The organism is Streptomyces parvus (assembly GCF_032121415.1).
Taxonomy (GTDB): Bacteria; Actinomycetota; Actinomycetes; order Streptomycetales; family Streptomycetaceae; genus Streptomyces; species Streptomyces globisporus_A.
Genome location: NZ_CP135079.1, coordinates 3,305,018 through 3,330,547, shown reverse-complemented (window position 1 = coordinate 3,330,547; position 25,530 = coordinate 3,305,018). Strand labels below are relative to the sequence as shown.

The 25,530-nt window shown below is 73.1% G+C and carries 18 protein-coding genes; 9 read left to right on the top strand and 9 right to left on the bottom strand.

Annotated elements, in window-relative coordinates:
• Window positions 1–20: 20 nt before the first annotated feature.
• Together RNL97_RS15885 and RNL97_RS15880 are read left to right on the top strand one after the other, a co-directional pair.
• Entirely contained in the window at window positions 21–674 is a 654-nt protein-coding gene (locus tag RNL97_RS15885) for a response regulator transcription factor (RefSeq protein ID WP_030585774.1), read from the top strand.
• On the top strand, window positions 671–1,936 hold the full coding sequence (locus tag RNL97_RS15880; protein WP_030585771.1) for a sensor histidine kinase: 1,266 nt from the start codon (window positions 671–673) through the stop codon (window positions 1,934–1,936). Before RNL97_RS15885 ends, RNL97_RS15880 begins: the two co-directional genes overlap by 4 nt.
• On the opposite strand, the gene RNL97_RS15875 is transcribed toward RNL97_RS15880, so the two are convergent.
• A complete protein-coding gene (locus RNL97_RS15875; protein ID WP_313750847.1) occupies window positions 1,870–3,447 on the bottom strand; it encodes a VWA domain-containing protein in 1,578 nt (525 codons plus the stop codon). The two genes, RNL97_RS15880 and RNL97_RS15875, sit on opposite strands and share 67 nt — an antisense overlap.
• A 294-nt stretch (window positions 3,448–3,741) precedes the next feature.
• On the opposite strand from RNL97_RS15875, the gene RNL97_RS15870 reads away from it, so the two are divergent.
• Both RNL97_RS15870 and RNL97_RS15865 read left to right on the top strand, forming a co-directional pair.
• Entirely contained in the window at window positions 3,742–5,811 is a 2,070-nt protein-coding gene (locus RNL97_RS15870; protein ID WP_030585766.1) for a PhoX family protein, read from the top strand.
• 85 nt (window positions 5,812–5,896) lie between these two features.
• Window positions 5,897–6,298, top strand: a complete 402-nt coding sequence (locus RNL97_RS15865; protein WP_030585764.1) for an RNA-binding S4 domain-containing protein — start codon at window positions 5,897–5,899, stop codon at window positions 6,296–6,298.
• Window positions 6,299–6,343: 45 nt separating this feature from the next.
• Here RNL97_RS15865 and RNL97_RS15860 read toward each other — a convergent pair whose 3' ends face one another.
• Window positions 6,344–6,589, bottom strand: a complete 246-nt coding sequence (locus RNL97_RS15860; protein WP_030585761.1) for a DUF2630 family protein — start codon at window positions 6,587–6,589, stop codon at window positions 6,344–6,346.
• A 78-nt stretch (window positions 6,590–6,667) separates the two neighbouring features.
• Window positions 6,668–7,597: a hypothetical protein gene (locus RNL97_RS15855; RefSeq protein ID WP_313750846.1), complete on the bottom strand. Its 930-nt coding sequence runs from the start codon at window positions 7,595–7,597 to the stop codon at window positions 6,668–6,670.
• A 131-nt stretch (window positions 7,598–7,728) separates the two neighbouring features.
• Between RNL97_RS15855 and RNL97_RS15850 the strand changes: the two genes are divergently transcribed.
• From RNL97_RS15850 to RNL97_RS15835, 4 genes are all read left to right on the top strand, one after another.
• The gene (locus tag RNL97_RS15850) at window positions 7,729–8,136 is read left to right on the top strand and encodes a hypothetical protein (protein ID WP_313750845.1); all 408 of its coding nucleotides are present in this window, start codon (window positions 7,729–7,731) and stop codon (window positions 8,134–8,136) included.
• A gap of 94 nt (window positions 8,137–8,230) precedes the next feature.
• Window positions 8,231–8,800 (top strand): NADPH-dependent FMN reductase, encoded by a 570-nt coding sequence (locus tag RNL97_RS15845; RefSeq protein WP_030585756.1) that lies wholly within the window; start codon window positions 8,231–8,233, stop codon window positions 8,798–8,800.
• Between the two features lie 77 nt (window positions 8,801–8,877).
• Window positions 8,878–9,849, top strand: coding sequence for a daunorubicin resistance protein DrrA family ABC transporter ATP-binding protein (locus tag RNL97_RS15840; RefSeq protein ID WP_030585754.1), 972 nt, complete (start codon window positions 8,878–8,880; stop codon window positions 9,847–9,849).
• On the top strand, window positions 9,846–10,703 hold the full coding sequence (locus RNL97_RS15835) for an ABC transporter permease (protein ID WP_313750843.1): 858 nt from the start codon (window positions 9,846–9,848) through the stop codon (window positions 10,701–10,703). The genes RNL97_RS15840 and RNL97_RS15835 overlap by 4 nt, the downstream gene beginning before the upstream one ends.
• 79 nt (window positions 10,704–10,782) lie before the next feature.
• On the opposite strand, the gene RNL97_RS15830 is transcribed toward RNL97_RS15835, so the two are convergent.
• The 4 genes from RNL97_RS15830 to RNL97_RS15815 form a co-directional block, all read right to left on the bottom strand.
• Window positions 10,783–14,295: an ATP-binding protein gene (locus RNL97_RS15830; protein WP_313750841.1), complete on the bottom strand. Its 3,513-nt coding sequence runs from the start codon at window positions 14,293–14,295 to the stop codon at window positions 10,783–10,785.
• A 143-nt stretch (window positions 14,296–14,438) separates the two neighbouring features.
• Window positions 14,439–14,861 carry a universal stress protein gene (locus RNL97_RS15825; RefSeq protein WP_030585746.1) on the bottom strand — a complete coding sequence of 141 codons (423 nt, stop codon included), beginning with the start codon at window positions 14,859–14,861 and terminating at the stop codon, window positions 14,439–14,441.
• Window positions 14,862–14,975: 114 nt separating this feature from the next.
• Window positions 14,976–15,635 (bottom strand): FMN reductase, encoded by a 660-nt coding sequence (locus RNL97_RS15820; RefSeq protein WP_313750840.1) that lies wholly within the window; start codon window positions 15,633–15,635, stop codon window positions 14,976–14,978.
• Between the two features lie 4 nt (window positions 15,636–15,639).
• Entirely contained in the window at window positions 15,640–16,731 is a 1,092-nt protein-coding gene (locus RNL97_RS15815) for an LLM class flavin-dependent oxidoreductase (protein ID WP_243314380.1), read from the bottom strand.
• Window positions 16,732–17,112: 381 nt separating this feature from the next.
• On the opposite strand from RNL97_RS15815, the gene trpS reads away from it, so the two are divergent.
• On the top strand, window positions 17,113–18,168 hold the full coding sequence (gene trpS / locus RNL97_RS15810) for a tryptophan--tRNA ligase (protein ID WP_030585738.1): 1,056 nt from the start codon (window positions 17,113–17,115) through the stop codon (window positions 18,166–18,168).
• Window positions 18,169–18,204: 36 nt separating this feature from the next.
• Here the strand turns inward: trpS and RNL97_RS15805 are convergent, their stop codons facing one another.
• A complete protein-coding gene (locus tag RNL97_RS15805; RefSeq protein WP_030585735.1) occupies window positions 18,205–20,208 on the bottom strand; it encodes an NAD-binding protein in 2,004 nt (667 codons plus the stop codon).
• A gap of 30 nt (window positions 20,209–20,238) precedes the next feature.
• Entirely contained in the window at window positions 20,239–25,356 is a 5,118-nt protein-coding gene (locus RNL97_RS15800; RefSeq protein ID WP_313750839.1) for a DNA repair ATPase, read from the bottom strand.
• Window positions 25,357–25,530: the final 174 nt, after the last annotated feature.

The following is a 25,530-nucleotide window of genomic DNA, read 5'->3' as shown; positions in this document are numbered from 1 at the left end:
ACGAGGCAGGGGACATCACGATGCGGGTACTGGTCGCCGAGGACGAGGAGATCCTCGCGGAGCTGGTCGCCACCGGACTGCGCCGGGCCGGGTTCGCGGTCGACACCGTCTACAGCGGGGACGCGGCCCTCGCCTATCTCGGCCTCCACGACTACGACGTCGTCGTCCTCGACCGCGACCTCCCCCGGGTCCACGGCGACGACGTGGCCCGCCGCCTGGTCGCCTCCGGCTCCCGCACCCGGATCCTGATGCTCACCGCCTCCGGCGCCATGGAGGACCGGGTCGCCGGGCTCGACCTGGGGGCGGACGACTACGTGGCCAAGCCGTTCGAGTTCCCCGAGCTGGTCTCCCGGGTACGCGCCCTGCGCCGGCGCAGCGCCCGACCCGTACCGCCCCAGCTGGAGCGCCACGGCATCCGGCTCGACACCGTACGGCGCTCGGCGTTCCGCGACGGCCGCGACCTGGACCTCTCCCCGAAGGAGTTCACCGTGCTGCAACTGCTTCTGGAGGCCGACGGCGGCACGGTCAGCGCGGAAGAGCTGCTGGAGCGGGCCTGGGACGCCAACGCCGACCCGTTCACCGGTGCCGTGCGCGTCTGCATGAGCAAGCTCCGCGCCAAGCTCGGCGAGCCCGCGCTGATCCGCACCGTGCAGGGTGTCGGGTACGCCCTGTGAAGCGGCCGTCCCCGCTGCGGCGGCTGGCGGACGCCTCGAAGCTGCCGCACTCGACGATCCGCACCCGCATCGCCCTCGTGTACGGCGGTGTCTTCCTGGTGCTCGGCACCGCCCTGCTGGCCACCGTCAACCTGGCCTCCCGCGCCGGAACGGAGACCGAGGCGCGGGCCATCGCCTCCACGGCTGTGGTCGTCGTCCCGCCCGGGTACACCGCGAACGGCCCCTTCATCGTCCGCGGCTCCACCGGATCGCCCACCGCCTACGAACTCACCGACCACGTCAGCGACGCGGCGGGCAAGCAGCTCCTGAACTGGTCGTTCGCCGCGCTGCTCGTGATGACGGCGGGCGCGGTCGGGGTGGGCTGGTGGATAGCGGGCCGGGTCCTGCGGCCCGTCCACGCGATGACCGCGAAGGCCCGCCGGCTCTCCGAGAAGACCCTGCACGAGCGGATCGCGTCCAGTGGTCCGGACGACGAGCTCAAGGAGCTGGGCGAGACGCTGGACGCGCTGCTGGGCCGTCTGGAGAAGGCGTTCGACAGCCAGCGGAGATTCATCGCGAACGCCTCGCACGAGCTGCGGACGCCGCTGGCCACCCAGCGCGCCGCGATCCAGATCGGCCTGGACGACCCGTCCCCCGAGGACCTCGTCCGCACCCGGCAGACCCTGCTGGACACCAACCGGCGCAGCGAGCGGCTCATCGAGGGGCTGCTCGTGCTGGCCCGCAGCGAACGGGGCCTGGCCGCGGACGAGCGCGAGGTGGTCCGCCTCGATCACGTGGTCAGGGAGGAGGCGGTCCGGCATCCGGGGCCACGGGCCGGAGGCGGCGACGGCCCGGTGGTGAACGTCGCGGTGGCCGCCTGCTCCGTGCGCGGCAACCGGCTGCTGCTCGCCCAGCTGGTGGCGAACCTGCTGGCCAACGCGGTCACGTACAACGTGCCGGGCGGCTCGGTGGAGGTCGCGCTGAGCGGAGAGGGGGCCCTGCTCGTGCGCAACACCGGACCGGTGGTCTCCGAGGCCGATGTCGCGGGGTTCTTCGAACCGTTCCGGCGGGGCGAGGGCCGGGACCGGATGGGCCCGGGGTCGGGCCTCGGTCTGTCGATCGTCCGGTCGATCGCGGTGGCCCACGGCGGTACGGTCACGGCGGTACCGGGCCCGGAGGGCGGCGGTCTCGCCGTGACCGTACGACTGCCGGTCGATCAGGCCCCGGAACCGGCCTCGCGCGCGGCGGTCCAGTCCGGCAGACCGGCGAGGATCTCCCGGTAGAGCTCGGCGTCCGCGACCTCGCGGGGGGCGGGTCCGGCATGGAAGAACCCGGCGTTCGGGACGTCGAGCTTCCGCAGGAAGTCGAAGCCCTTCGCGTCCTGCTCGCCGAAGGCGACGAACTGGAAGAACAGCGGCAGCCGCGCCGCGTCCGTGAGGGCCTGCCGGGCGGCCTGCTTGGCGTCCGGCGGACCGTCCGTCTGGAAGATCACGAGAGCCGGACCGGTGGCCTCCGTCTTCTCGTAGTGCGAGACGACCTCCTCGACCGCGCGTTCGTAGTGCGTCCGGCCCAGCCGGCCGAGGCCCGCGTGCAGCTCGTCGACGCGGCCCTCGTGGCCGGAGAGCTCCAGGGAGCCGGTGCCGTCGATGTCCGTCGAGAAGAAGACGACCTGCACGGTGGCGTTCTCGTCCAGGTGCGCGGCGAGCGCGAGCGTCCGGTCGCCCAGGTGCTGGGCGCTGCCGTCCTTGTAGAACGGCCGCATCGAGCCGGAGCGGTCGAGCACCAGGTAGACGCGGGCGCGGAGCCCGGTCAGCCCGTGCGCCTTGAGCGCCGCCTGCGCCGCCTTGTACGGGGCGGCGAGCTGGGGAGCACGCGACTTGACCCGAGCGAGCGTGGTGGCGGGCTTGCCGGGGGCGGGCTCCGCCGCGGCCGGGGCTTCCGCGACGGCCGGGGTCTCCGCGACGGCCGGGGTCTCCGCGACGGCCGGGGTCTCCGCGACGGCCGGGGTCTCAGCGACCGCCGGGGTCTCAGCGACCGCCGGGGTCTCAGCGACCGCCGGGGTCTCAGCGGGCTCCGGGGTCTCTACGACGGCCGGGGTCTCTGCGGGCTCCGGGGTAGTCGCGGCTTCGGGAGCCGTGGGGGTCTCAGGAGCCTCGGTGGCCTTCGGGGCCTCGGCGGCGGCCTGAGGCGCCTCGGGGGCGGCCTGAGGCGCCTCGGGGGCGCTCTCCGGGGCCTCTGCCGGTGCTTCCGCCTCCTCCTCCACCGGTGCGGGGGTGGACTCCTGAGCCGGTGCGGCCTTCGCGGTCTCGTCGACGTCGAGGTCGATCGTGATCGGCGCCGGCGCCGGCGCCTCGGCCTTGACAGGCTCCTCGGCGGCCGCCGGCTCGTCGGCCTCGACCGGTTCCTCGGCCTTCTCGGCAGCCACCGGCTTCTCCGCCTCCGGGGTGCCCTTCGGGGCGTCTGCCGGAGCGTCGTCGCGGGCGTCCTCCGGGGCCGACCCCTGCGCGGGGACGGTCGGGGACGTCGGCGCGGCGGCCGCCTTGTCGAAGGCCTCCGCCACCAGGTCGGCGGCCAGCGAGCCGTCACGGTCCGTGGATCCGGCGACGGGGGACGACGGCGAGGCCGGGGCCGGGATCGACGCCTTCGGCTCCGCCGCGGACTCCGCCGCCGAAGTGGTCTCCGTCTCCGTCTTCTTGGGCTGAGTGCGCTCGGCCTGGGGCGGGACGGTGGCCGTGGTCGGCTCGTCCTGCTCCGTGCGGCCGAACACCTTACGCAGCAAGCTCCGAATGCCCATGGGCGAGGCCTTTCGCATGAGTTGTGTGCGGTGAATGTCCGACCTGGGGTGAATTCATCCCTGGCCAGGACGGATACGTAAGGTTAGCGGCCGGATCCGGCCGTTCGCCGGTGCGGCCCACCCCTGCGTCAACCGAGCTGAAACCGTTCCCGGACCGAGTCCACCACGGTGTCCACCCCTGGCCCGCAAAGGAACAGCGGTGGCCCGGACTTCACCCGCCGTTCACCGGGAGTCCCTCGGACCGGGTGGAGGCCCCCCTACCGTCACGCACGACACCAGACGGAGGGAATCCACGTGCGCAACCTGCTGCCGTTCATCAGCTCGCATCCCGGTGGGCGTTCCGCGCTGACCTGCCGCTTCCGCTGTGGGGACGCCTGCTTCAAGGAGACGCCCAACAACAGCGACAACGAGTACGCCGGCGACATCATCGCCGGTGCCGTGTCGCGCCGCTCGATGATGCGCGCCGCCGCCGTGGTCACCGTCGCCACCGCCGCCGGGACCGCCGCGCTGACCGGCCCGAGCGCCCCGCAGGCCGAGGCCGCCGCGCTCGCCGGGCACGGCGGCAAGCCGGGCCGTCCCCAGAAACCCGGAGCGTCCGGCGCGCGTGGCCTGCGGTTCTCGCCGGTCGCGCCCAACAAGGACGACAAGGTCACGGTCCCCGACGGGTACGCCCAGAACGTGGTGATCCGCTGGGGCGAGCCGATCCTGCGCGGCGCTCCCGCCTTCGACCCGGACAAGCAGACGGCGAAGGCGCAGGCGGGCCAGTTCGGTTACAACAACGACTTCCTCTCCCTGCTCCCGCTGCGCGGCGAGCGCGGCCGTCAGGTCATGGTCGCGAACCATGAGTACACGGACGAGATCCTCATGTTCCGCGGTTACGATCCGGCCAACCCGACCCGCGAGCAGGTGGAGATCGCCTGGGCGGCGCACGGACTCTCCGTGGTCGTCGTCCAGGAGGAGCACCGCACCGGGAAGCTGGGCCCGGTCAACCGGCACCCGCTCAACCGCCGACTGACCGCGACCAGCGAATTCCGCATGACGGGCCCGGCCGCCGGGAGCACCCTGCTGCGCACGTCCGCCGACCGCACCGGCCGCAAGGTGCTCGGCACCCTCAACAACTGTGCGGGCGGCACCACTCCGTGGGGCACCACGCTGCACGGCGAGGAGAACTTCAACCAGTACTTCGCCAACGGCACCACCGCCATGCACAAGCGGTACGGGATCGGCACGGGCGCCACCGAGCGCAAGTGGGAGCGGTTCGACCGGCGGTTCGACCTGGCGAAGGAGCCCAACGAGGCCAACCGCTTCGGCTGGGTCGTCGAACTCGACCCGTACGACCCGGACTCCACCCCGCGCAAGCGGACCGCGCTGGGCCGGTTCAAGCACGAGGCGGCGCAGCCCCGGCTCACTTCCGACGGCCGCCCGGTCGTCTACATGGGCGACGACGAGAAGTTCGACTACCTCTACAAGTTCGTCTCCAGCAAACGCATGAAGAAGGGGAACTCGCGTGCCGCCCGCGAGCACAACCTGACGCTGCTGGACGAGGGCACGCTGTACGTCGCCAAGCTGACCGGCGACTCGCCGGTCACCGAGATCGACGGGACCGGCAAGCTGCCCAACGACGGGGAGTTCGACGGCAGCGGCGTCTGGATCCCCCTGGCCACCGGCACCACCTCGCACGTCCCGGGCATGACCGCCGAGGAGGTGTACGTCTACACGCGTCTCGCCGGTGACAAGGTCGGCGCGACCAAGATGGACCGCCCCGAGGATGTCGAGCCCTCGCCGCGCACCGGCCGGGTGTACGTGGCGCTCACCAACAACTCGGACCGCGGCAAGGAGGGCAAGCCCGGCGTGGACGAGGCGAACCCGCGCAACGCCAACAAGCACGGGCAGATCCTGGAGCTCGCGGAGAACTGGGACGACCCGACGAGCGACGGCTTCGCCTGGCGGCTGTTCCTCGTGGCGGGCGACCCGGACGACCCGGCGACGTACTTCGCCGGCTTCCCCAAGGAGAGCGTCAGTCCCATCTCCTGCCCGGACAACGTGGCGTTCGACGCCCACGGCAACCTGTGGATCTCCACGGACGGCAACGCGCTCGGCTCGCACGACGGGCTGTTCGGCGTGGCCACCCACGGTGACCGGCGCGGTGAGCTGAAGCAGTTCCTCACCGTTCCGACCGGGGCCGAGACCTGCGGCCCGGTCATCCAGGACCGCCGCGTCCTGGTGGCGGTCCAGCACCCGGGCGAGATCGACGGGGCTTCCGTGGAGAAGCCGGCGAGCGTCTGGCCCGACGGACCGGGCAAGATCGTCCGACCCTCGGTCGTCGCCGTCTGGCGCAAGGACGGGCGCGACATCGGCGTGTGAGGTCCGGCAGGAAGGAGGAGACCGGGCGGCAGGCGGGGCCATATCGGCTCTCGCCTGCCGCCCGGTCCGCATTAGAGTCGAAGGCATGGTTTCCGGTGACGCGCCGCAGGCGGAAGGAAGCGTCCGGGTCGACGTGTGGATCTGGTCGGTCCGGCTGACGAAGACCCGTGCCCAGGCGGCCGCCGCCTGCCGGGCGGGACATGTGAAGGTCGGCGGCGACCGGGCCAAGCCCGCACAGGCCGTACGTGTCGGCGACGAGGTGCGGCTCCGGCACGCGGGTCGGGACCGGGTGGTCGTCGTCTCGAAGATCGTGAAGAAGCGGGTCGGTCCGCCGGTGGCCGTGGAGTGCTTCGTCGACAACAGCCCGCCCCCGCCGCCCCGCGAGATCGCGATCCAGGTGCCCGTACGGGACCGGGGCGCGGGCCGCCCGACCAAGCGCGACCGCCGGGAGATGGAACGACTTCAGGGCCGCCCGCCGGAGAGCTGAGGCCACGGTGGAACTCCGGCCCGGTGTTTCACGTGAAACACCGGGTCAGCTCTGGTACCCCTCCACCTCGTCCGCGGGGCGGACCTTCGCCGTCGAGGGGTCCTCGCCGTACTCGCTGAGCGCGCGTCGTCGGCGCAGCAGGTCCCAGCACTGGTCGAGCTGGATCTCCACCGCCCGCAGCCGGGCCTTCTCGTCCGTGGACAGGCCCATCTTCGCCACGGAGCGGTCACGCAGATCGCGTTCCTCGGAGACCAGTTCGTCGATGTGCTCGAAGATGTCGCTGTCGGCCATGACGCCTCTTTCGGGTTCGTTCGGCGGCGGTCGTCGCTCGGTGGCGGTCCCGGATCCCACTCTCACCCGGGCACCGCCTCATCGCACGTCGGCCGTGGCCTTCCCGCGCCGCAGGAGCACCCGGGCCAGCACCGCTCCCACGAGCAGGACCGCACCGACCCCCAGTACCCACCACACCGTGGCCCGCAGCGAGCCGGTCAGGGTGTCGGCCACCGCGGCGGCCGCGTCCCGGTCGCCGCTCGGCACCTCGTCCAGCACCCGGCCGCGGCCGACCGCGACCAGCACCCGGAGCACGATCGCGCCGAGCACGAACCCGGCGCCCACGATCGCGGTCGCCCACAGCCCGGCCCGCAGCCCGCCCCGTACGGTCGTGATGCCCACGACCAGGACGAGCAGCACCAGCGTGGCGACGGCCGGCCAGATGCTGCAGTAACGGAGCCGGTGGAACGAGTCCCGGAGTTCGTCGGCCTGACCGGGGCCGAGCAGGGTGATCTCCGTCCGCTCGACGGGGATCTGGTCCGCGAACGGCACCCCGTCGCCCACCAGGTCCTGCTTGACCTGGTCGATCACCGGGGCCAGATCGATCGTGACGGCCCGTCCGCTGTCGCCGTCCACGGCGGCCTTCACCGCCTCGTGAGCGGAGCGGTTCGCGGTGTCCCAGGCGTCGCGGAAGGCCTCGGTGGTGGTGAACGAGCGCACGGTCTCGTGCAGGAACTCCTGGACCGTGTCCTGGAGCGGACCGAGATCGATCCGCCGCATCGCCTCCTCAGTGACCAGGTCCGTGACGGTGGCCTGGACCGCCGGGTCGGAGGAGAGCGGGGACACGGCGGCGACGTACCGGTCGGTGTCGTCGATCTCCAGGTCGACCCAGGCGGAGAGCGCGCTCAGCGGCACGAGGACGGTGAGCAGGAGGAGCAGGACCGCCGAGAGAACCGCCGGGACCGCCGAGATCCCCGAGGCCGGGGCGGGCGACGGGGTCGGGGAGGTGGCCGAGGTAGAGGTCCGCACCCCACCAGACAATCCCGTCCGGAGCCGGGCCGCTCCGGACCGTACGCCATTCGAGTTGCCGGGTGGCGCGGTCGGGTGTGCTCTGGAGAAACGGGGACGTGCGACGGGGGCGACGGAAGGAGCTGTCCGCGATGGCCACACACGCAGCCATGCCCGGCCGACGGGGGGCCCGCGCCCATGCGCGGACCCGTCACCACACCCCGCTCGCCTGGGCACTGCCTCTGGTGCTCGGCGTGATCTACGGGTTCTACGCGGCGTTCATCCGCCGCGACGGCGGTCCCAGCACCGGCGGGCAGGTCCTGCTCGGTCTCGTCTCCGGGGTCGCTCTGGCAGTCATCTGCTTCGCGCTGGGCCGGATCCAGCACTCGCTGCCCCGCGAGCTGCGGGCCGCCGCCTACGGCGCGCTCACCGCGTGCGCGATCGGCTTCCTGGTGAGCCTCACCGACACCAGCGTGCTGCGGTCGACCGCCCTGGGGCTGGCCGTCGGGGCAGGCGTCCTCGTCGTGTCGTACTACTACCTCTACTCGCGGGAGACCTGACGACTCACCGCGAGGCGCGGCCGCCAGATTCGATCTGGCGGCCGCGCCTCTCCGTCTCGCGCCCAGGAAGTGAGAGCGGGAGGAGGAACGAGCGATGACGACGGACAACGCTCCGCTGCGGGTAGCGGTGATCATCGGCAGTACGCGCGAGGGCCGCATCGGCGATGCGGTCGGCCGCTGGTTCATGGAGCGTGCCCGGCACCGGAGCGAGTTGGACCTCGCCGTGCTCGACCTCGCCGATTTCGTCTTCCCCGTGCACTACCCGGGGCGGGCGACCGGCCAGATGACGGAGTTCACCGAGGAGATCGCCAGGGCCGAGGCCTTCGTCGTGGTCACCCCGGAGTACAACCGCTCGTTCCCCGCCTCGCTGAAGCAGGCCATCGACTTCGCCTACGACGAGTGGCAGACCAAGCCGGTCGCCTTCGTGAGCTACGGACACGGTTCCGCCGGGCTGTACGCCGTGGAGCAGCTGCGCTCGGTCTTCACCGAGCTGCACACGGTCACCCTGAGGAACGGGGTCGCGCTCGACGTCCTCCAGCAACCGCTGGAGGGGCACCCCGGTGACACCGGACGGGACCGGTCCGTCGCTCTCATGCTCGACCAGCTCGGCTGGTGGGGCTGGGCCCTGCGCGAGGCGCGCGCCGTCCGCCCCTACGTCTCATGAGCGGCTCCGGTCTCACGAGCAGCCGGAGCGGGGTGCGGATCACCGACTTCCACCGACGACCGAACAAGGAATGGATCATGAGTACTGAACTGGCCATCGAGACAACGGGGCTGGTGAAGGTCTTCGGCGACAACCGCGCGGTGGACGGCATCGACCTCGCGGTGCCCACGGGCACCGTCTACGGCGTCCTCGGACCCAACGGCGCCGGGAAGACCACCGCCGTCCGCATGCTCGCGACCCTGCTGCGCCCCGACGGCGGCTCGGCCCGCGTCTTCGGCAAGGACGTCGTGAAGGACGCCGACGCGGTCCGCAGCCGGGTCAGCCTGACCGGCCAGTACGCCTCGGTGGACGAGGACCTGACCGGTACCGAGAACCTCGTCCTGCTCGCCCGGCTGCTGGGCCACAACAAGCCGGCGGCCCGTCACCGGGCGGAGCAGCTGCTCGACGGGTTCGGGCTGAGCGAGGCGGCGGGAAAGCAGGTGAAGAACTACTCGGGAGGCATGCGGCGGCGCATCGACATCGCCGCGTCCATCCTGAACACCCCGGACGTGCTCTTCCTGGACGAGCCGACCACCGGACTCGACCCCCGCAGCCGCAACCAGGTGTGGGACATCGTGCGGGCGGTCGTCGCCCACGGCACCACGGTCCTGCTGACCACCCAGTATCTGGACGAGGCCGACCAGCTGGCCTCCCGGATCGCGGTGATCGACCACGGCAAGGTCATCGCCGAGGGCACCAAGGGCGAGCTCAAGGCATCCGTCGGCGCCGGCACCGTCCACCTGCGGCTGCGGAACGCCGACCAGCGGGCCGAGGCGCAGCGGGTGCTGGCGCTCGCGCTGAACGCGGACGTCCAGCTGGACGCGGACCCGGTGGCGCTGACCGCCCGGGTCGACGGGCAGAGCACCGAGCAGGGCGCGGCGGAGCACGCCGGGCGTGCCCTGGCCGAGCTGGCCCGGTGCGGCATCACGGTCGACAACTTCTCGCTGGGACAGCCCAGCCTCGACGAGGTCTTCCTCGCACTCACGGACAAGAAGGGAGTGGCGGCATGAGCACCGCGACCGCCAAGACGGAGCCCGAGGACGTCGCGTTCGCCGCGCCGGACCAGGAACGCCTCTCCGCGCTCCTGGTGGGCCACGACCGCCCGCCGAGGCCCAGTGCCCTGTCGGCATCGCTGACCTTCGGCTGGCGCGCCATGCTGAAGATCAAGCATGTGCCGGAGCAGCTCTTCGACGTGACGGCTTTCCCGGTCATGCTGGTCCTGATGTACACCTACCTCTTCGGAGGGGCGCTGGCCGGCTCCACGGAGGAGTACATCCAGTTCCTGCTGCCCGGCATCATGGTGATGAGCGTCGTGATGATCACGATGTACACCGGCGTCGCGGTGAACACGGACATCGCCAAGGGCGTTTTCGACCGGTTCCGCACGCTGCCGATCTGGCGGCCCGCCCCGATGGTCGGCTATCTGCTCGGCGACGTCCTGCGCTATCTGCTGGCATCGGCGGTCATGCTCGCCATCGGCATGCTCATCGGGTTCCGTCCCGGGGGCGGGGTGCTCGGAGTGCTGGCGGGCATCGCGCTGCTGATCGTGTTCTCGTTCGCGTTCTCCTGGATCTGGACCATGTTCGGGCTGCTGCTGCGCTCCGAGAAGTCGGTGATGGGCGTCAGCATGATGGTGATCTTCCCGCTGACCTTCCTCAGCAATGTCTTCGTCGACCCGAAGACGATGCCGGGCTGGCTCCAGGCCTTCGTGAACAACAGCCCGGTCACCCATCTCGCCACCGCGGTGCGCGAGCTGATGGCGGGCAACTGGCCGGCCGCCGACGTCGCCTGGTCGCTGGGGTGGGCCGGGGCGCTCATGGCGGTCTTCGGTGTGGTGACGATGCGGCTGTACAACCGCAAGTGACCGACGGCGGGCGCCGGGCCGGCCGGGTCGGCGGGCGAAGGGCCGGGGCGGGATGCTCCGGAGGCCGGGGTGGTGCGGGTCAGAGCCGCCAGTCGGGGGAGTGGTCGGGGCGGTAGGCGCAGGTGGTTCCGGTCGTGACGGAGGCCTTGAGGTGGGCGGCCAGCGCGGGGTGCAGGGTCTCCAGCTTGCGCAGGGTGTCGCGGATCCGGGCGGTGACCGTCTTGCGGGCCCGCTCGGTCCGGTCGCCCAGCCGACGGGTCCGGCCGCCGAGCCCGGCCGCGGTGCGCAGCTCGTCGAGGAGAGCCTGCCGCTCCCGGCCGTACTTCTCCACCTGCTGGGTGTCGTCCCGGGCGGCTGCTCGGTCTATCTCGGCGTCCAGCCGGTCCAGGTGTGCCTTGTAGCGGCGCTTGGCCTCCTCGTCGAGCACCGGATCACTGCCGAGCTGCCCGGCGGCGGCGACGAGGTCCCCGCCCTCGGGTGCGAGGAGCCGGACGGCCGGGACGTCGGCGCCGGGGAGCCCCAGCAGGCTGTGCAGGTCCCGCAGGCCCTTGGCGTCCGGGACGTGCACGGTCACCCCGTCCCACCGCAGCTGCCACACCGGGCCGTTCCGCCGGAATTCGGCGGACGACCCGTCCGGCGCGGCAGCCTTGTCCCGGCCTGGAGCCGCCGTTGCCGTGGCGCGGTCCGGCACCGTCGTTGCCCTGGCTCGGACCGCTGACACCCCGGCCCCGCCTCCGCCCCTGTCCCCCGCCTTACCTCCGGCCCCGGGCCAGCCCCCGCTCAGGTCCGGGTCCGCGGCCGGGTCCTGTGCCCGTGAGACGGAGGTGGCCGCGGAGGCATCGGCCGCCGCGATGGCCGGGGCAGGGGTGGTGGGCGTGGCAGAGGCTGTCAGGGGCGGGGCCGCACGGAGGGCGGCGACCTCGGCCTCCAGGTGATCCATGGCCAACTCGCCGGCCTCCCGGGCCACTTCGCCGAGCAGCCGACGGGCCTGGTCCGTATCGCCCGCGCCGGAGCGGGCGAGCAGGGAACGGGCCAGGGACAGCCGGGCGCGTGCGGCCCAGGGGCGGGCGCCGAGGCGGTCCGAGGAGGCGGCGGCCTCGGCGAGCGCCGCCACCGCCGCGTCCTGGTCGTCGCGTGCGGCGGCGAGCATCCCGAGCCAGAGGTCGACGGGGCCGCCGATGTCGCATCCGTACAGCGAGACGACCCACTGGCCCGTGTAGGGGGTCAGCTCGTCCTCCGCGCGGGCGATGAGGCGCGGGTCGCCCGTCACCGCGGCCGTCTGGGCCAGCAGCCTGAGCCAGAGCGGCATGAACGCCCGGGGGCAGGGGGCGGCGCGGTCCGCGTGCTCGGCGATCAGGCGCAGCGCGGGCGTGGCGTCCCCCTGCTCCACCGCGGTGACCGCCTCCAGCAGCCCGGGGTGGGGATACCCGGAGGCCGGAAGGTCGGCGAGGACCTCCTCGGCCTCGGCGAAGCGGCCCTGGAGCAGATGACGCGCCCAATGCAGGTGGTAGAAGCCGAAAGCCGCGTGGTCGTGGGTCTCCGGGTCGAGTGCGTCGTCCGCCAGTGCGGTGGCCGCCTCGGCGAACCGGCCCTGCAGGGCGGCGATCAGGCTGGTGTCGACGGCGACCCCCAGGGCGAACCGGGGCAGCGCGGTCAGCCGGGCGAGCCGGACGAACGTACGGAACTGGTCGAGGAAGGCCGGGTCGCCCAGCTCCAGCAGCGCCACCCAGCGCATCGACGCCGCGTGCAGCTCCATGTCGTGGTGCTGGGTGCGGCGGCCGACGACGGTCATCTCGTCGGTCAGCCCGAGCCGCTCCACCGCCGAGCCGAGACCCCACACGGAGTCGTGGCGCGCCCAGAGCGAGAAGGCCAGCGCCTCGTCGTCCGAGCCGCTCCGGGCCAGCGCCATGAAGTTGATGGCCAGCTCCTGGGCGAGCCGGTCGTCGGAGAGGCTCTCCTGGCCCTCCTTGCCGGTGATCCTGCGGTGCGCCTCGGCGAGGAGGCCCTCCGTGGACCCGCCGGGGGTGCCCAGGAAAGCGTCGCCGTGGAGGGTGATCGCCACCCGGCCCAGCAGCTCCGGGTCGTCCAGCTCCCGGGCCCGGGAGACCGTCCCGTCCAGCAGGCGCTGCGCCTCGGCGGACTCCCCCGCGTGCCGGAGCTGTCCGGCGAGGTCGAGACCGATCAGCACGGCCCGCCGAAGGTCCGGATCCTCGCCGGAGGCCACTGCGAGGGCGCGCCGGTAGTGGCCGGCGGCCTCCTCGTCGGCCAGGCGCCCGGAGGCGTCCCGGGCGGCCGCCAGCAGCAGGTCGATCCGCCGGTCGCGCTCCAGGGCGTCGCCGGCGAGGTGGGCGTGGCGGGCCAGGGCGCCGGGCGGCACCGCGTCGCCGAGGCCGCCGTGGGCGTCCAGGGCCCGTACGGCGGCGGCATGGCGTGCGCGGGTCTCGGCGTCGTCCAGCGAGGCGTACAGCGTCTCGCGCAGGAGGTCGTGGGCGAAGGCGTACTGGCCGGACGGGCGGGGAACGACGACCCGGGCGATCACCGCCGACTCCAGCAGCCGGTCCACGTGGGGGACCGGCGCCCCGTGCACGAGGGCCAGCACCTGCCGGCGGAACTCCCGGCCGAGCAGGGCGGCGCTGGTCAGCAGGGAGACGACCGGTTCGGGCAGCAGGGCGAGCCGCCGGCGGACCGCTTCCCGCACACCGGGCGGAATGGTGGAGACCGGGGATCCGCTGTGCCAGAGCCGGGCGGTCTGCTCGACGAAGAAGGGGTTGCCGCCGGTACGCCGGTGGACCTCGTCGACGAGCTGCGGCGCGGGCTCACGGCCCGTCGTCACCGTCATCAGCGCACCCACCTCGTCCCGGCCGAGGCCGGTCAGGGTGAGGGTCGCGGCGGCGCGCGAGACCAGCGGCAGGATCAGCTGCTGGAGCGGGTGACCGGGGGCCTCCACCTCGACGTCCCGGTAGGTGCCGATGAGCAGCAGCCGCTCGAACCAGGCGTGCTGGGCGGCGAATTCGAGCAGCCGCAGCGAGGCCGGGTCGGAGCTGTGCAGATCGTCGAGGACGACCACCAGCGGCCGGCTCTGGGAGACCGTGACGAGGGCCGTGGTCACCGCGTCGAAGAGCCCGAAGGCCTCGGCGCCCTCCGACGGCCCCCAGCCCGGCGGTTTCCCGCCCGGTCGGTCGCCGCCGGGCGGGCCCGTGTCACCCTGCGCACCGGCTTCCACGCCGGGCTCGCCCCCGTGAGCACCGCCCGTGGCGGCCCCGGCCGGGTCGCCGAGGAGCACGGCGAGCCGGCCGTCCGACGCCTCCTGGGCCGCCGCCCACTCCGTCGCCGTGGCGGACCGGCGCAGGCCGCGCAGGATCTGGACCCAGGGCCAGTAGCCCGGGGTGTTGTCCGAGTCCCAGCAGGAACCTCCCACCACCAGCGCCCCGCGCCGCCGCGCCTCGTGCGCGGCGTCGGTGACGAGGGTGCTCTTGCCGATCCCGGCCTCGCCGGTGACCAGCACGAGACCGCCGTGGCTGTCCGTGGCCCGGGCGATCTCCGAGCGGAGAACGCCCGCGGGGTGGTCGCGCCCGAAGAGAGCAGGGGTCATGCCCTCACGATAGGAGCCCCCACTGACAACGGCCCCTTGTTTCTCCGCGGGCCGACCGAGGCCCCGCTCCCGCCCCGGCCCGTCGCCCCGGCGTCAGCTCTGCCCCCGCCTGGCCCGTCGCCCCGCGCCGGCGCGCCCCTCCCTCAGTCGCGGACCACCGTCACCGGGCACGGCGCGTGCTGGGTGACGTGGAGGCTGACCGAGCCGAGCAGGGTGGCCTTGAAGCCGGTGTGGCCGCGGGCCCCCACGACGAGCAGGTCGGCGCCCTGGGCGCGGTCCAGCAGGGCCTGGGCCGGATTGCCGATGACCACGACCTTGCTGACCGCGGCGGCCCCCGCGGCGCCGAGGGCCTCCTCCAGCGCCTCGTTGAGGGAGACGGTGGCCAGGGCCTGCGGGTCGAAGTCCTCCGGCATGCCCGGCATCATCGACGCCCAGCTGGTGGCGGGGTACTCCCAGCTGTTCACGGCCTCCACCGTGGCGCCGGTCAGCTCGGCCTGGCGTACGGCCCAGTGCAGTGCCTTGATCGAGGAGTCGGAGCCGTCGACGCCCACAACGATCCTGCCCATATCTGCCTCCAGCTCGGTCGTGCTCGGTACAGCATCCGGTCTCACTGTAATCAAATAGGGCAATCGGGGCGGGTCGATGCCCCGCCCCGATTGCCCCGCCCCCTCGCACCGGCCTCAGTCCAGCCGCAGGTCCGCGAGCTGCTGCTCGAAGGGGACGACCGCGTCCTCCCCGTCGTCCAGGCCCAGGGCCCGCGAGGCCCCGGAGACCGTACGGCCCAGGACCGCGGAGGCCAGCTCGCCGCCCGCGCGCCGGATCCGGGACGGCAGGCCCTCGGTGTACTCGTCGCCCGAGGAACCCCAGTCCTCCGAGGCCGCGTAGACGGACGTGGGTACGGTGACGGCCCGCAGATAGGCGAAGAGCGGGCGCAGGGCGTGCTCCAGGACCAGCGAGTGCCGGGCCGTGCCGCCCGTCGCGGCGATCACGACGAGCTTGCCGGTCAGCGCGGTGTGGTCGATCAGGTCGAAGAACGACTTGAACAGACCGCTGTACGAGGCGGTGAACACGGGCGTCACGGCGATCAGCCCGTCGGCCTCCGTCACCGCGTCGATCGCCTCGCGCAGCCCGGCCGACGGGAACCCGCTGACCAGGTGGTTCGCGATGTCCACGGCGAGGTCGCGCAGCTCGATGACGCGGACCTCGACGCCTCTGTCCTGCTCGGCCGTGAGGCGCTCACGGGTGGCGGCGGCCAGCCGGTCGGCCAGCAGCCGGGTGGAGGACGGCTGGCTGAGCCCGGCCGATACGGCGACGATGTGCAGGGGTGTAGTGGCGAACATCGGGTCAGGACTCCTTCCCGGAGGCTCGGGCGGCGGCGACCGCCGGGTGGACGGGCGCGGACTCCGGCACGCCGGCCGGCCGCAGGTCGGCGAACTCCTTGCGCAGGACGGGCACGACCTCCTCGCCGAGGATGTCGAGCTGCTCCAGGACCGTCTTCAGCGGGAGACCCGCGTGGTCCATCAGGAACAGCTGGCGCTGGTAGTCGCCGACCGCGTCCCGGAACGTCAGCGTCCGCTCGATGACCTCCTGCGGGGAGCCCACGGTCAGCGGGGTCTCGCGGGTGAAGTCCTCCAGGGACGGGCCGTGGCCGTAGACCGGCGCGTTGTCGAAGTACGGGCGGAACTCCCGGACCGCGTCCTGCGAGTTCTTCCGCATGAACACCTGGCCGCCGAGCCCGACGATGGCCTGTTCGGCGGTCCCGTGCCCGTAGTGGGCGTAGCGGCGCCGGTAGAGGTCCACCATCTTCCTGGTGTGCTCCATGGGCCAGAAGATGTTGTTGTGGAAGAAGCCGTCGCCGTAGTACGCGGCCTGCTCGGCGATCTCCGGGGAGCGGATGGAGCCGTGCCAGACGAACGGCGGGACGCCGTCCAGCGGGCGCGGGGTGGCGGTGAAGGACTGGAGCGGCGTACGGAACTTGCCCTCCCAGTCCACGACGTCCTCGCGCCACAGCTTGTGCAGCAGGGCGTAGTTCTCGACGGCCATCGGGATGCCCTGGCGGATGTCCTTGCCGAACCAGGGGTAGACCGGTCCGGTGTTGCCCCGGCCCATCATCAGGTCGACGCGGCCGTCCGCGAGGTGCTGGAGGGTGGCGTAGTCCTCGGCGATCTTCACCGGGTCGTTGGTCGTGATCAGCGTCGTGGACGTGGACAGGATCAGGTTCTCGGTGCGGGCGGCGATGTAGCCGAGCGTCGTCGTGGGGGAGGACGGGACGAACGGCGGGTTGTGGTGCTCACCGGTCGCGAAGACGTCCAGGCCGACTTCCTCTGCCTTCTGCGCGATGGCCAGGGTGGCCTTGATCCGCTCGTTCTCGGTGGGGGTCCGGCCGGTGGTCGGGTCGGTCGTGACGTCCCCGACGGTGAAGATCCCGAACTGCATGGCGTCCGCCTTCCTGAGTCCCGGCCGGAGGTCCGGACCCGGTTTCGATCCCGTGGTTCCGCAGCCTTCGCCGATTTGGTTGAACGTTGAACTACACCCTACAACGGGACCCCCCTCCCGCCTATTCCACGGGCTTCCTCCCGCCTTTCCCGACGCGTCCCCCGGCCCGTGCGTACACTCGGCCCATGACCTCCGTCCCGTGCCGAAACTGGTGGCGCTCCTCATAGGAGCGGCCACAGCATCCGCACGGAACCAGGGCCGTTCGACATGGACGGCCCTTTTCGCTGCCCTCGTACGGCGCGGACACGGAGACGGAGCGCAGCGGCGCTCACCGGCGGGGCCGTCCCTCACGCAGCACTCACGCGAGGAGAGGCACCCACCATGACCACGACCACCGCCCAGCCCCGGAGCACCGAGCCCCGCACCGCCGGCCTGGAGCGCCGCATCGCCCAGGACCCCGGCAGCTTCCGGGTCCTCACCGGGGACCGTCCCACCGGCGCCCTTCACCTCGGCCACTACTTCGGCTCCCTGCGCAACCGGGTCCGCCTCCAGGATCTCGGCGTGGACGTCATCGTCCTCATCCCCGACTACCAGGTCATCACCGACCGGGACACCGCGGAGCGGCTGGGCGAGTACACCGACGGGCTGCTCCTGGACTACCTGGCCCTCGGTATCGACCCCGCCCGGTCCACCGTCTTCTGCCACAGCGCCGTCCCCGCGCTCAACCAGCTCATGCTGCCCTTCCTGAGCCTGGTCTCCGTCGCGGAGCTGAACCGCAACCCCACGGTCAAGGACGAGATCGCACACTCGCGGCAGGCGGCGGTCAGCGGGCTGATGCTCACCTACCCGGTCCACCAGGCCGCCGACATCCTGTCCTGCAAGGGCAACCTGGTCCCGGTCGGCCGGGACCAGGCGCCCCACCTGGAGGTCACCCGGACGATCGCCCGCCGCTTCAACGAGCGGTACGGCCAGGTCTTCCCGGAACCGGACATCCTGCTCTCCGCCGCGCCCCTGCTGCTCGGCACCGACGGTACGAAGATGAGCAAGAGCCGGGCCAATTCCGTCCCGCTCTCCGCCACCGCCGACGAGACCGCCCGCCTCCTCAAGGGCGCGACCACGGACGCCGACCGGCGCATCACCTACGAGCCCGACACCCGCCCCAACGTCTCCTCCCTGGTGCTGCTGGCCGCCCTCTGCCTGGACCGGGACCCGTACGAGGTCGCGGCGGAGATCGGCGACGGCGGGGCGGCAGCGCTCAAGCGGACGGTGACCGAGGCGGTCAACAGCCACCTGGCCCCCTTCCGGGCCCGGCGGGCGGAGTACGCGAAGGACCTGACGTACGTACGGTCGGTGCTCCGCGCGGGCAACGAGCGGGCGAACGCCCTGGCGGAGGCCACGCTGGACGAGGTACGGGAGGCGATGGGCGCGTTCCGGTAGCGCTCGGCGGGGCGGCGGGGAAGCCCGCCCCGCCCCCTACCGCCCCGCCACCGCCGACCGCTGCCGGCGCAGCAGCTCCGCGAGGCCCCGGCGGGTGGCGGCGATCACCACCCGGTCCTGGGCGCGCAGCACGTAGCCGGGGTGCAGGTCCCAGACCAGGCCGGAGGGCGGCGGGGTCGCGTCGCCCTCCGGGTCGAACGGGGGCAGGGCGGCCAGGTCCGGGTTGCGGTCGGCGGGCGGAGTGGCGTCGATCGCCAGGACCCGCCAGGCGCCCGCCCGGAACGCCTGCTCGACCGTGTGGCCCTCCAACTGGGGGTGCCCCGCGACCTCCAGGGCGGCGAACAGCATCACCTTGCGCTCGACCGGGACCGCGCCGAGGATCTGGCGGCCCATCATGGCGACCGCGAAAGAGGGCGCGGCCAGGTGGGAGACCGAGCGGGAGCGGGTCAGGGCCTGGGGGTGCGCGGTGCGCAGGGTGCGGTAGACGGCGGTGGCGAACTCGTCGTCGTACAGCCGCAGCGCGACCCTCAGGTCCGGCTTCACCGAGCGGGCGTACAGCGTCGCTTCCAGGTTCGTCGTGTCGATGCTGGTGAGCGCGAGGAGGGCGTGGGCGCGGCGGATCTTGGCCGCTTCGAGGACGCCTTCCTGGGTGACGTCGCCGATGACGGTCGGCACATGCATCGAACGGGCCAGCGGGATGCCGCGCGCCTCGGGGTCCTCCTCGACGACGACCACGGGGATGTCGAGTTCCCTCAGGCGTACGAGGACGCGCGTACCGATCTTGCCGAGCCCCAGCAGCACCACGTGTCCGGAGAGGCCGCGGGGCGGGCGGCGCAGCGAGGAGGCGGTGCGCAGCGTGCCGAACGCCTCCAGGACGGCGGCGATCAGCAGCGGCAGCAGGAACAGACCGGCGATACCGGAGAGGATCTGGATGATCTGCCGGGCCGGCGGCGCGTCCTCGGCCGGGTCGTTCATGCCCAGCAGGTCGAGGAGGGTGAGGTAGGCGGAGTGGAGCGCGGTGTCCTCGGTGGTCAGCAGCGAGGCGACCACCAGCGCCACCGCGGCCAGCGCGAAGCCGAGGGCAGACCAGCGCAGCCGGCGCGAGAAGATCTGGGAGAGCGGTGCGCCCCTGCCTCCCATCCGGGTCGCGGGCCGGTCCGGGTCGGCGCGGCTGATCGCTTCGAGGACCACGGTGCCCCGGCCGGTCGCCTCGGCGACGGCGCGTTCGTCGGGCAGGAGCTGCGGGGCCTCGTCGCCGCTGGTGTCCGAACCCTCCGCGCCCGCCGGGTCGTTGGTGGTGGAGGAGAGCAGGGCGAGGGTGCACAGGCCGGGGTCGGCGCTCTCGCCGGGGCGCGGCGGCGGGCGTTCGGCGGCCCGCAGGAGCAGCCCCTCGGCCCGGATGATCTTGCTGCTGCCGGTCAGGGCGGTGGCGGCGAGGGCCGGGGCCGCGGTGTCGGCGTCGGACAGGACGGTGGTGGAGGCGTCCAGCAGCGCCGGGTCGATGCCGGGCATGGCGACGGCCGCCGCCTGGTCGAGCAGCTCCTCCAGGTGCTGGCCGAGCTTGCGGTTGTAGAGCCGGATCACCAGCCGCAGACGGGGGTTGAGGCGGCGGGCGGTCAGGGCGGCGCGGATGTTGCGCTCGTCGTCGTCGTAGACGAGGGCGAGGGCGGCGGCCCGGTCGATGCCCGCCTCCTCCAGGACGTCGTCGGAGGGCTCGGGGGCTTCCATGATGCGGACGGCCTCGACCCCGGCGTTGGTGTCGCCGCTGCCGCCGGTGGCGGCGTTGCCGCTGCCCGCGCGGTTCATCGCCGCCGACATCCGGCCGAACAGGGCGGCCGCCCGGCCCCGTTGGGTCAGCGGGGTCTCGGGGTTGTTCGCGTCCCGGCCCGGCGGCAGGAGCAGCGTGACCCGTTCCCCGTAGATGAAGCGCAGCTCCACCGCGAGCCGCCGCGCCAGGGCGTCGTCACCGCAGACGATCATGTGGCCGAAGGACGGCGGCCGTCCCGGCTGCTGAGGAAGTGGAGGCACGAAACCCAGCATGCCGTGGTCCTTCCGGCTCGGTCTTCCCGATCAGTGTGGAGTGTTGGTGATCTTCCCACGCCGGTCCGGAACGGCCCGGTCCTCGACCGCTCCGCCGTTGACGCCACCCTGGGCACCCGCGAGCAGGAGCCGGTCGTCCGCCGCCCGCCGGATCGCCGTCTCGACCGCGGCGATCCGCTCCGCGAGCAGTCCCAGCGCGGCCACGGCACGGGAGATGGGGTCTCCCCTGCTCGAACGCGGCTGAGAGCCTGGGGAAGGATCGTCCTCCGGGCCGCCGAGCGCCTGCGTACGGACGTGGGAACCGCGGATCGCCGCCCACCGCTCCGCCTGTTCGGCGGTGAGCGTGGAGCGCAGAGCGGCAAGCTTCAGCAGATTCGCCTCGGCCCCGGTGGTGAGCGTCTGCGCCTCGCCCGCGTAGTGGTCGTCGATCACGGCGGACAGCTCCTCGTCGTTCATGACGGGCGCGATCCGCTCGGCGATCTTGTTCATGTTGCGGTAGGAGCCCTGGAGCCGGAACGGCGGCTCGGTGCGGGTGGCGTCCGTCTGCGCCGCCGACGCGATGTACGCCGCGTTCACCGCGAGCACGGTGTCCCGGGCCGTGAGGAGATGACGCAGCACCGCCAGGATGCGGTCCAACTCGACTGCGGAATACGAATGTTCGAGGTGCTCGGCGCGCGCGGCCGGGTCGCTGCCGCCCGCCAGCCGCACCAGCAGCGCCAGATCGTCCCGGGAGCGGCCGGCGAGCGGGGCGAGGACGGGGTTGGCGGTCAGCGCGTTCTCCACGAAGCTCAGCGCGAAGACGTCCTCCCGGCCGCTGAACACCTCGCCCAGGTTCCACACGTCGGCCCGGTTGGCGAGCATGTCCGGGATCCGGAACTGCTCGCCGGACTCGGTGTACGGGTTGCCCGCCATGCACACCGCGAACCGCTTGCCCCGCAGGTCGTAGCTGCGCGGCTCGCCGTCCCGCACACCTTCGATCCGGCGCGTGGCGTCGCACAGCGGGATGAACTTCTGGAGGAGTCCGGGCGAGGTGTGCTGGATGTCGTCGAGGTAGAGAAGCGTGTTGTTGCCCGCCTCCAGCGCGAAGTTGATCTTCTCGACCTCCTGCCGGGCGGTGGCGCTCGGGGCCCGGTCCGGGTCGAGTGAGGTCACGTCGTGGCCCAGGTTCGGCCCGCTGACCTTGACGAGGACCAAGCCGAGCCGGTCCGCGACGTACTCCATCAGCGTCGTCTTGCCGTAGCCGGGCGGCGAGACGAGCAGGAGCAAGCCCTGCGAGTCGGTGCGCCGGTCGGCGTCGGCGGTGCCGAGCTGCTTGGCGAGGCTGTCGCCGATCAGCGGCAGGTACACCTCGTCGAGCAGCCGGTTGCGGACGAACGCCGACATCACGCGCGGCCGGTGGTCGTCCAGCCGCAGCCGCCCGCGCTCGGCGGTCACCAGGGAGGTGCGCAGCCGCTGGTAGGCACGGAACCCGGGCACGGTGTCGGCGCGGAACTCGGCCGTACGGGCGAGGAGTTCGTCGATCCGTACCGTGAGGACCCCGCCGCCCGCGATGCGCGGGTGGTCGCCGAGGAGGCCCTCCAGCCGCTTGGTGAGCGGCGCGTCGCACACGTACCGCTCCAGCTGGGGGCAGAGCTCCACCGCCACGGCCTCCGCCAGATCGCCGTCGCCGAGGCCGGCCCCGGTGGTCTCGGCGAACGGGGCGAGCCAGCCCTCCACGAGCTGTCGACGGGCGGCCGGGTCGTCGCCCAATGCCGCGAGGTCATCGGCGTACGCGTCGGGGCCGACGGCCCGGTGAAAGGCGTCCAGGAAGGCGCGGACCGTGGCGCCCACGACGAACCCGGCGGGTCCGGTGGTCAGCTCGTCGAAGAGGTACGCGGCGACGGCGTGGGCCGGTGCGGAGGGGGACGGGGAGCCGATCGCAGCCGCCCACTCCTCCTGGAGCACCGCGATGGCCGGGGCGAGCCCGAAGGTGTCGCGGGCCCGGGCCAGGGAGACCGCGCGCCTGGTCCAGGAGGTGCGCCGCGCCTCATCGGAGCCGTACGCCCAGAAGAGCTGGGCCGCCGCGCGGACGGCCGACGCATGGCGCAGCAGCCCGGCGTCCGCGTGCAGGCGCAGCAGGGCGGCCAGGATCGCGGTGGCGTCCTCGTCGTGGACGCCCCGCGTGTATCCCTCGTCGTACGCCTCGGCGGCAGACTCCCCCACCAGCCGTGCCAGTTCTGCGTCGGACAGCGCGGCCAGACGGCTCGCCCCGTGCTCGTCGAGGAGGCGGGCGGCGAGGTGCTCGGCGCGGTAGACGGCGGCGTTCTCCGACGGGAGGAGCTGCTCCCAGTACGGCCGGGCCGCCGTGAACGCCGGGTCGGTGACCGGGGCCCGGTAGTCCGTCCCGGTCAGCGCGAAGACGAGGCCCTCCCCGGAGGGCACGAGCGTCAGGTCGAACGGCTGGGTGTTCACCGCGAACCGGTGGCGGCCCAGCTTGATCACGGACCCGCCGTCCGCGTACAGCTCGGTGCGGTCGCGCAGGGCGCGGCCCGCCTCCTGCCGGGCCGCCTTCAGCCGCCCGTCCAGCTCCTCCGCCCGTACGGGGTCACCGAGTCCGCGCAACTCGTCGGCGGTCCGCCGGATCTTCGCGACCATCGGGTCGGAGGCGAAGTAGGTGTGGACGGCGTCGAGATCGTCCAGGGCGGTCACCCGCCGGGCGATGGTCTCCAGCACCCGGCCCGCCGACTCGGCCAGCCGCTCCGCGCGCCGCGCCCGCTCGTCCTGGAGGGTCTGCTTGCGCGCCGAGAACGCCTCGTACACCTCGGTGCGGCGCTCGGCCAGCTCGGCGAGGAAGTCGTCGAACTCCGCGAACCGCGACTCCAGGTTCTCCAGCTGGAGCAGCAGCCGCGCCAGTTGGTCGTCGCACGCCTCCGGCGAATCGGCGGCGGCCAGCGCGCCCGTGACCGCCTGCCCGAGCAGCGCGAACTCGGCGGCGAACTCGGCGCGCCCCTCCTTCGACAGCAGCTCCCGGCGGCGCGCCTCCAGCGTGGCGCGGGCCCGGTTCGCCCCGCCCAGCACCTCCGCGATCCGCTCCAGGATCGAGGTGCGCACGGTGGCGTCGCCGATGTCGAGACCGGCGACGACATCCGTGACGGTGGCCAGCCCCTCCGTCATCGCCGCCAGCCGGTCCGTCACGGCGGAGGCGTCCCGTACGGTCTCCAGCGCCTCCGCGTCGGCCACGAGCCCCGCGATGGCCTCGTGATACCCGTCGAACGCGTTCTCGCGGGCGAGGAAGGAGACGGCCCGCTGGGCGGCCGTCGCGATGTCGTCCTCGGTCCGGGCCGACAGCTCCGCGATCCGCTCGACGTCGGCGTACCGCATCTCGCCGACCGACGCCAAGCGGCCGTGCGCCTGACGCAGTTCGGCCAGCCGCTCGACCCACGCGGACGCCGACGCGGGCGCCTCGCCGCGGACCCGCCGCACCAGCGCGGTGATGCGCCCGGCCGTCTCCTCCAGCGCGTCGGCGGCCCGCCGGGTCAGATCCTGTACGGCGGTGAACTCGGCCAGCACCTGGTGCGCGGTGGCCCGCAGCTCTGCCAACGGCGCGCCGAGCGCGCCCAGTTCCGGGTCGGACAGCCAGTGGTAGCGGTCCTCGGCGCGGGCGCAGTCCGCGGCGAGCTGGGCGTACACCGCGGTCGTCGGCGTCATGTCCTGAACCCCGTGCGCCAGCGCGAGGCAGTCCGAAATCCCGCGTACGAGATCGGCGTTGCCGGTCCGGGCGAGCGGACCGGTCCCGGCGGGCCGGGCGGCGGCGTGGGTGTCGGAGACGTACGGCGTCTGCCAGCGCTGGAACGGGTGCACACGGGCCGGCCCGTCCGGGTTGTCCCGCAGCAGGATCAGCGTCCCGTCGTCCAGCAGCGCGTGCCCCCGCCCGGTGAGGGGGGTGGCGACCTCCTGGCGGATCAGGTTGTAGGGGAGGAGGAGGCTGCGGAGGCCGTCGCGGGAGCGGAAGACGTAGAGCACGTCCTCCCCGTTGGGCGAGCGGACCGCGCCCTCGAAGACCGGCTCGGTCAGTTCCTCGGCGGTGTCGAAGGTCTTCGCGGTGCCGGTGGTGAGGTAGTAGCCGCCGGGGAAGATGATCCCCTGGTCCTCGGGAAGCCGGTGGCAGGCGGGCCCGATGGAGTCGAGCCGCTGGACGCTGCCCAGCAGTGAGTTGAAGACCAGATAGCGCCAGTCCGTCTCCTTGTACGGCCGCACCCGCAGCAGCACGAGCGGCCCGGCCTCCGCGTACTCGACGTCGGCGTCGGCCAGCGACTGCAACGGCTCGTCGACGGGCTCCTCGTAGATGCCGTCCGGCGACTCGGTGTCGTCGGTGACCTTGACGGTGAGGGTGCCGCCGAGCGTGTCGACGAAGAGGCTGCCGCCCTTGCCGATGGCGATGTGCGGGTGCCGCCCCGGGACGTGGGCCTCGCGCCCGGCGACGGTCCACTCGAAGTCGTGCGTGGCCGGGAAGACATGATCACGCTCGCCCCGCGCGTCCAGGAACGCTCCCGGCGACCCGTCCGCGCCCAGGGCCCAGCGCAGTACGCGGAGGTCCTCGGCGTTCTCGCCCGTACGGAAGACGGCGAGGAGCCTGCCGCCGGCCCGGCGCAGGCGGAGGAGGCGGGCGTCGCGGAAGTAGCGGTGGAGGGAGGAGAACTCGCGGCGGAACCCCTCGTCGTCGAGGAGGGTGGGCGCCGGGACGGGGGCGCCCGGGTCCTCCGGCCCACCGCGGTCGGACTCGGTGCCGTCGGGCCGGGCATCCTGAGTCCCACCGCCCTCGGGCCCACCGCCCTCGGGCCCGGCGTCCCGGACGAGGAGGACGTCATCGAGCGCCGCCTCCCCCCGTGCGCCCGGCCCCCGCTCGAACCCGAAGAGGAGCTTTTCGCCGACGGCGACGAGGTCACGCGGTACGGAGGCGTGCTCGGTGCGTACCTGCTCGGTGGCCAGGAGCCGCAGCCCGGTCGACCCGAACTCCTCGGTCCGCCGGGCATTGAGCGCCTCGGCGCGCCGCACGAGCTCCCCGGCCTGCGCGGAGAGCCGCCGCCGCAGCACCTCGTAGGCACCGGCGTCCACATCGCCCTGGCCGCCCTGGGGCGCGGTCGCGGTGTCGGTGATGTCGCTGTCCATGCGTACGGCTCCCTACGTGTTTCGTCATGTGCCGGTGGACCCGCTCCAGCTTTCCGGGGCACCACCCAGCCCGTCCGGCGTTCGAGGACGGAGCCCCCGGGCCTTGGGGCCCGGGCCCGGCGTGCGGGCGGGCCCGGATTTCCCGCCGGTCCGGCGCTTGAGGACGGAACCCCC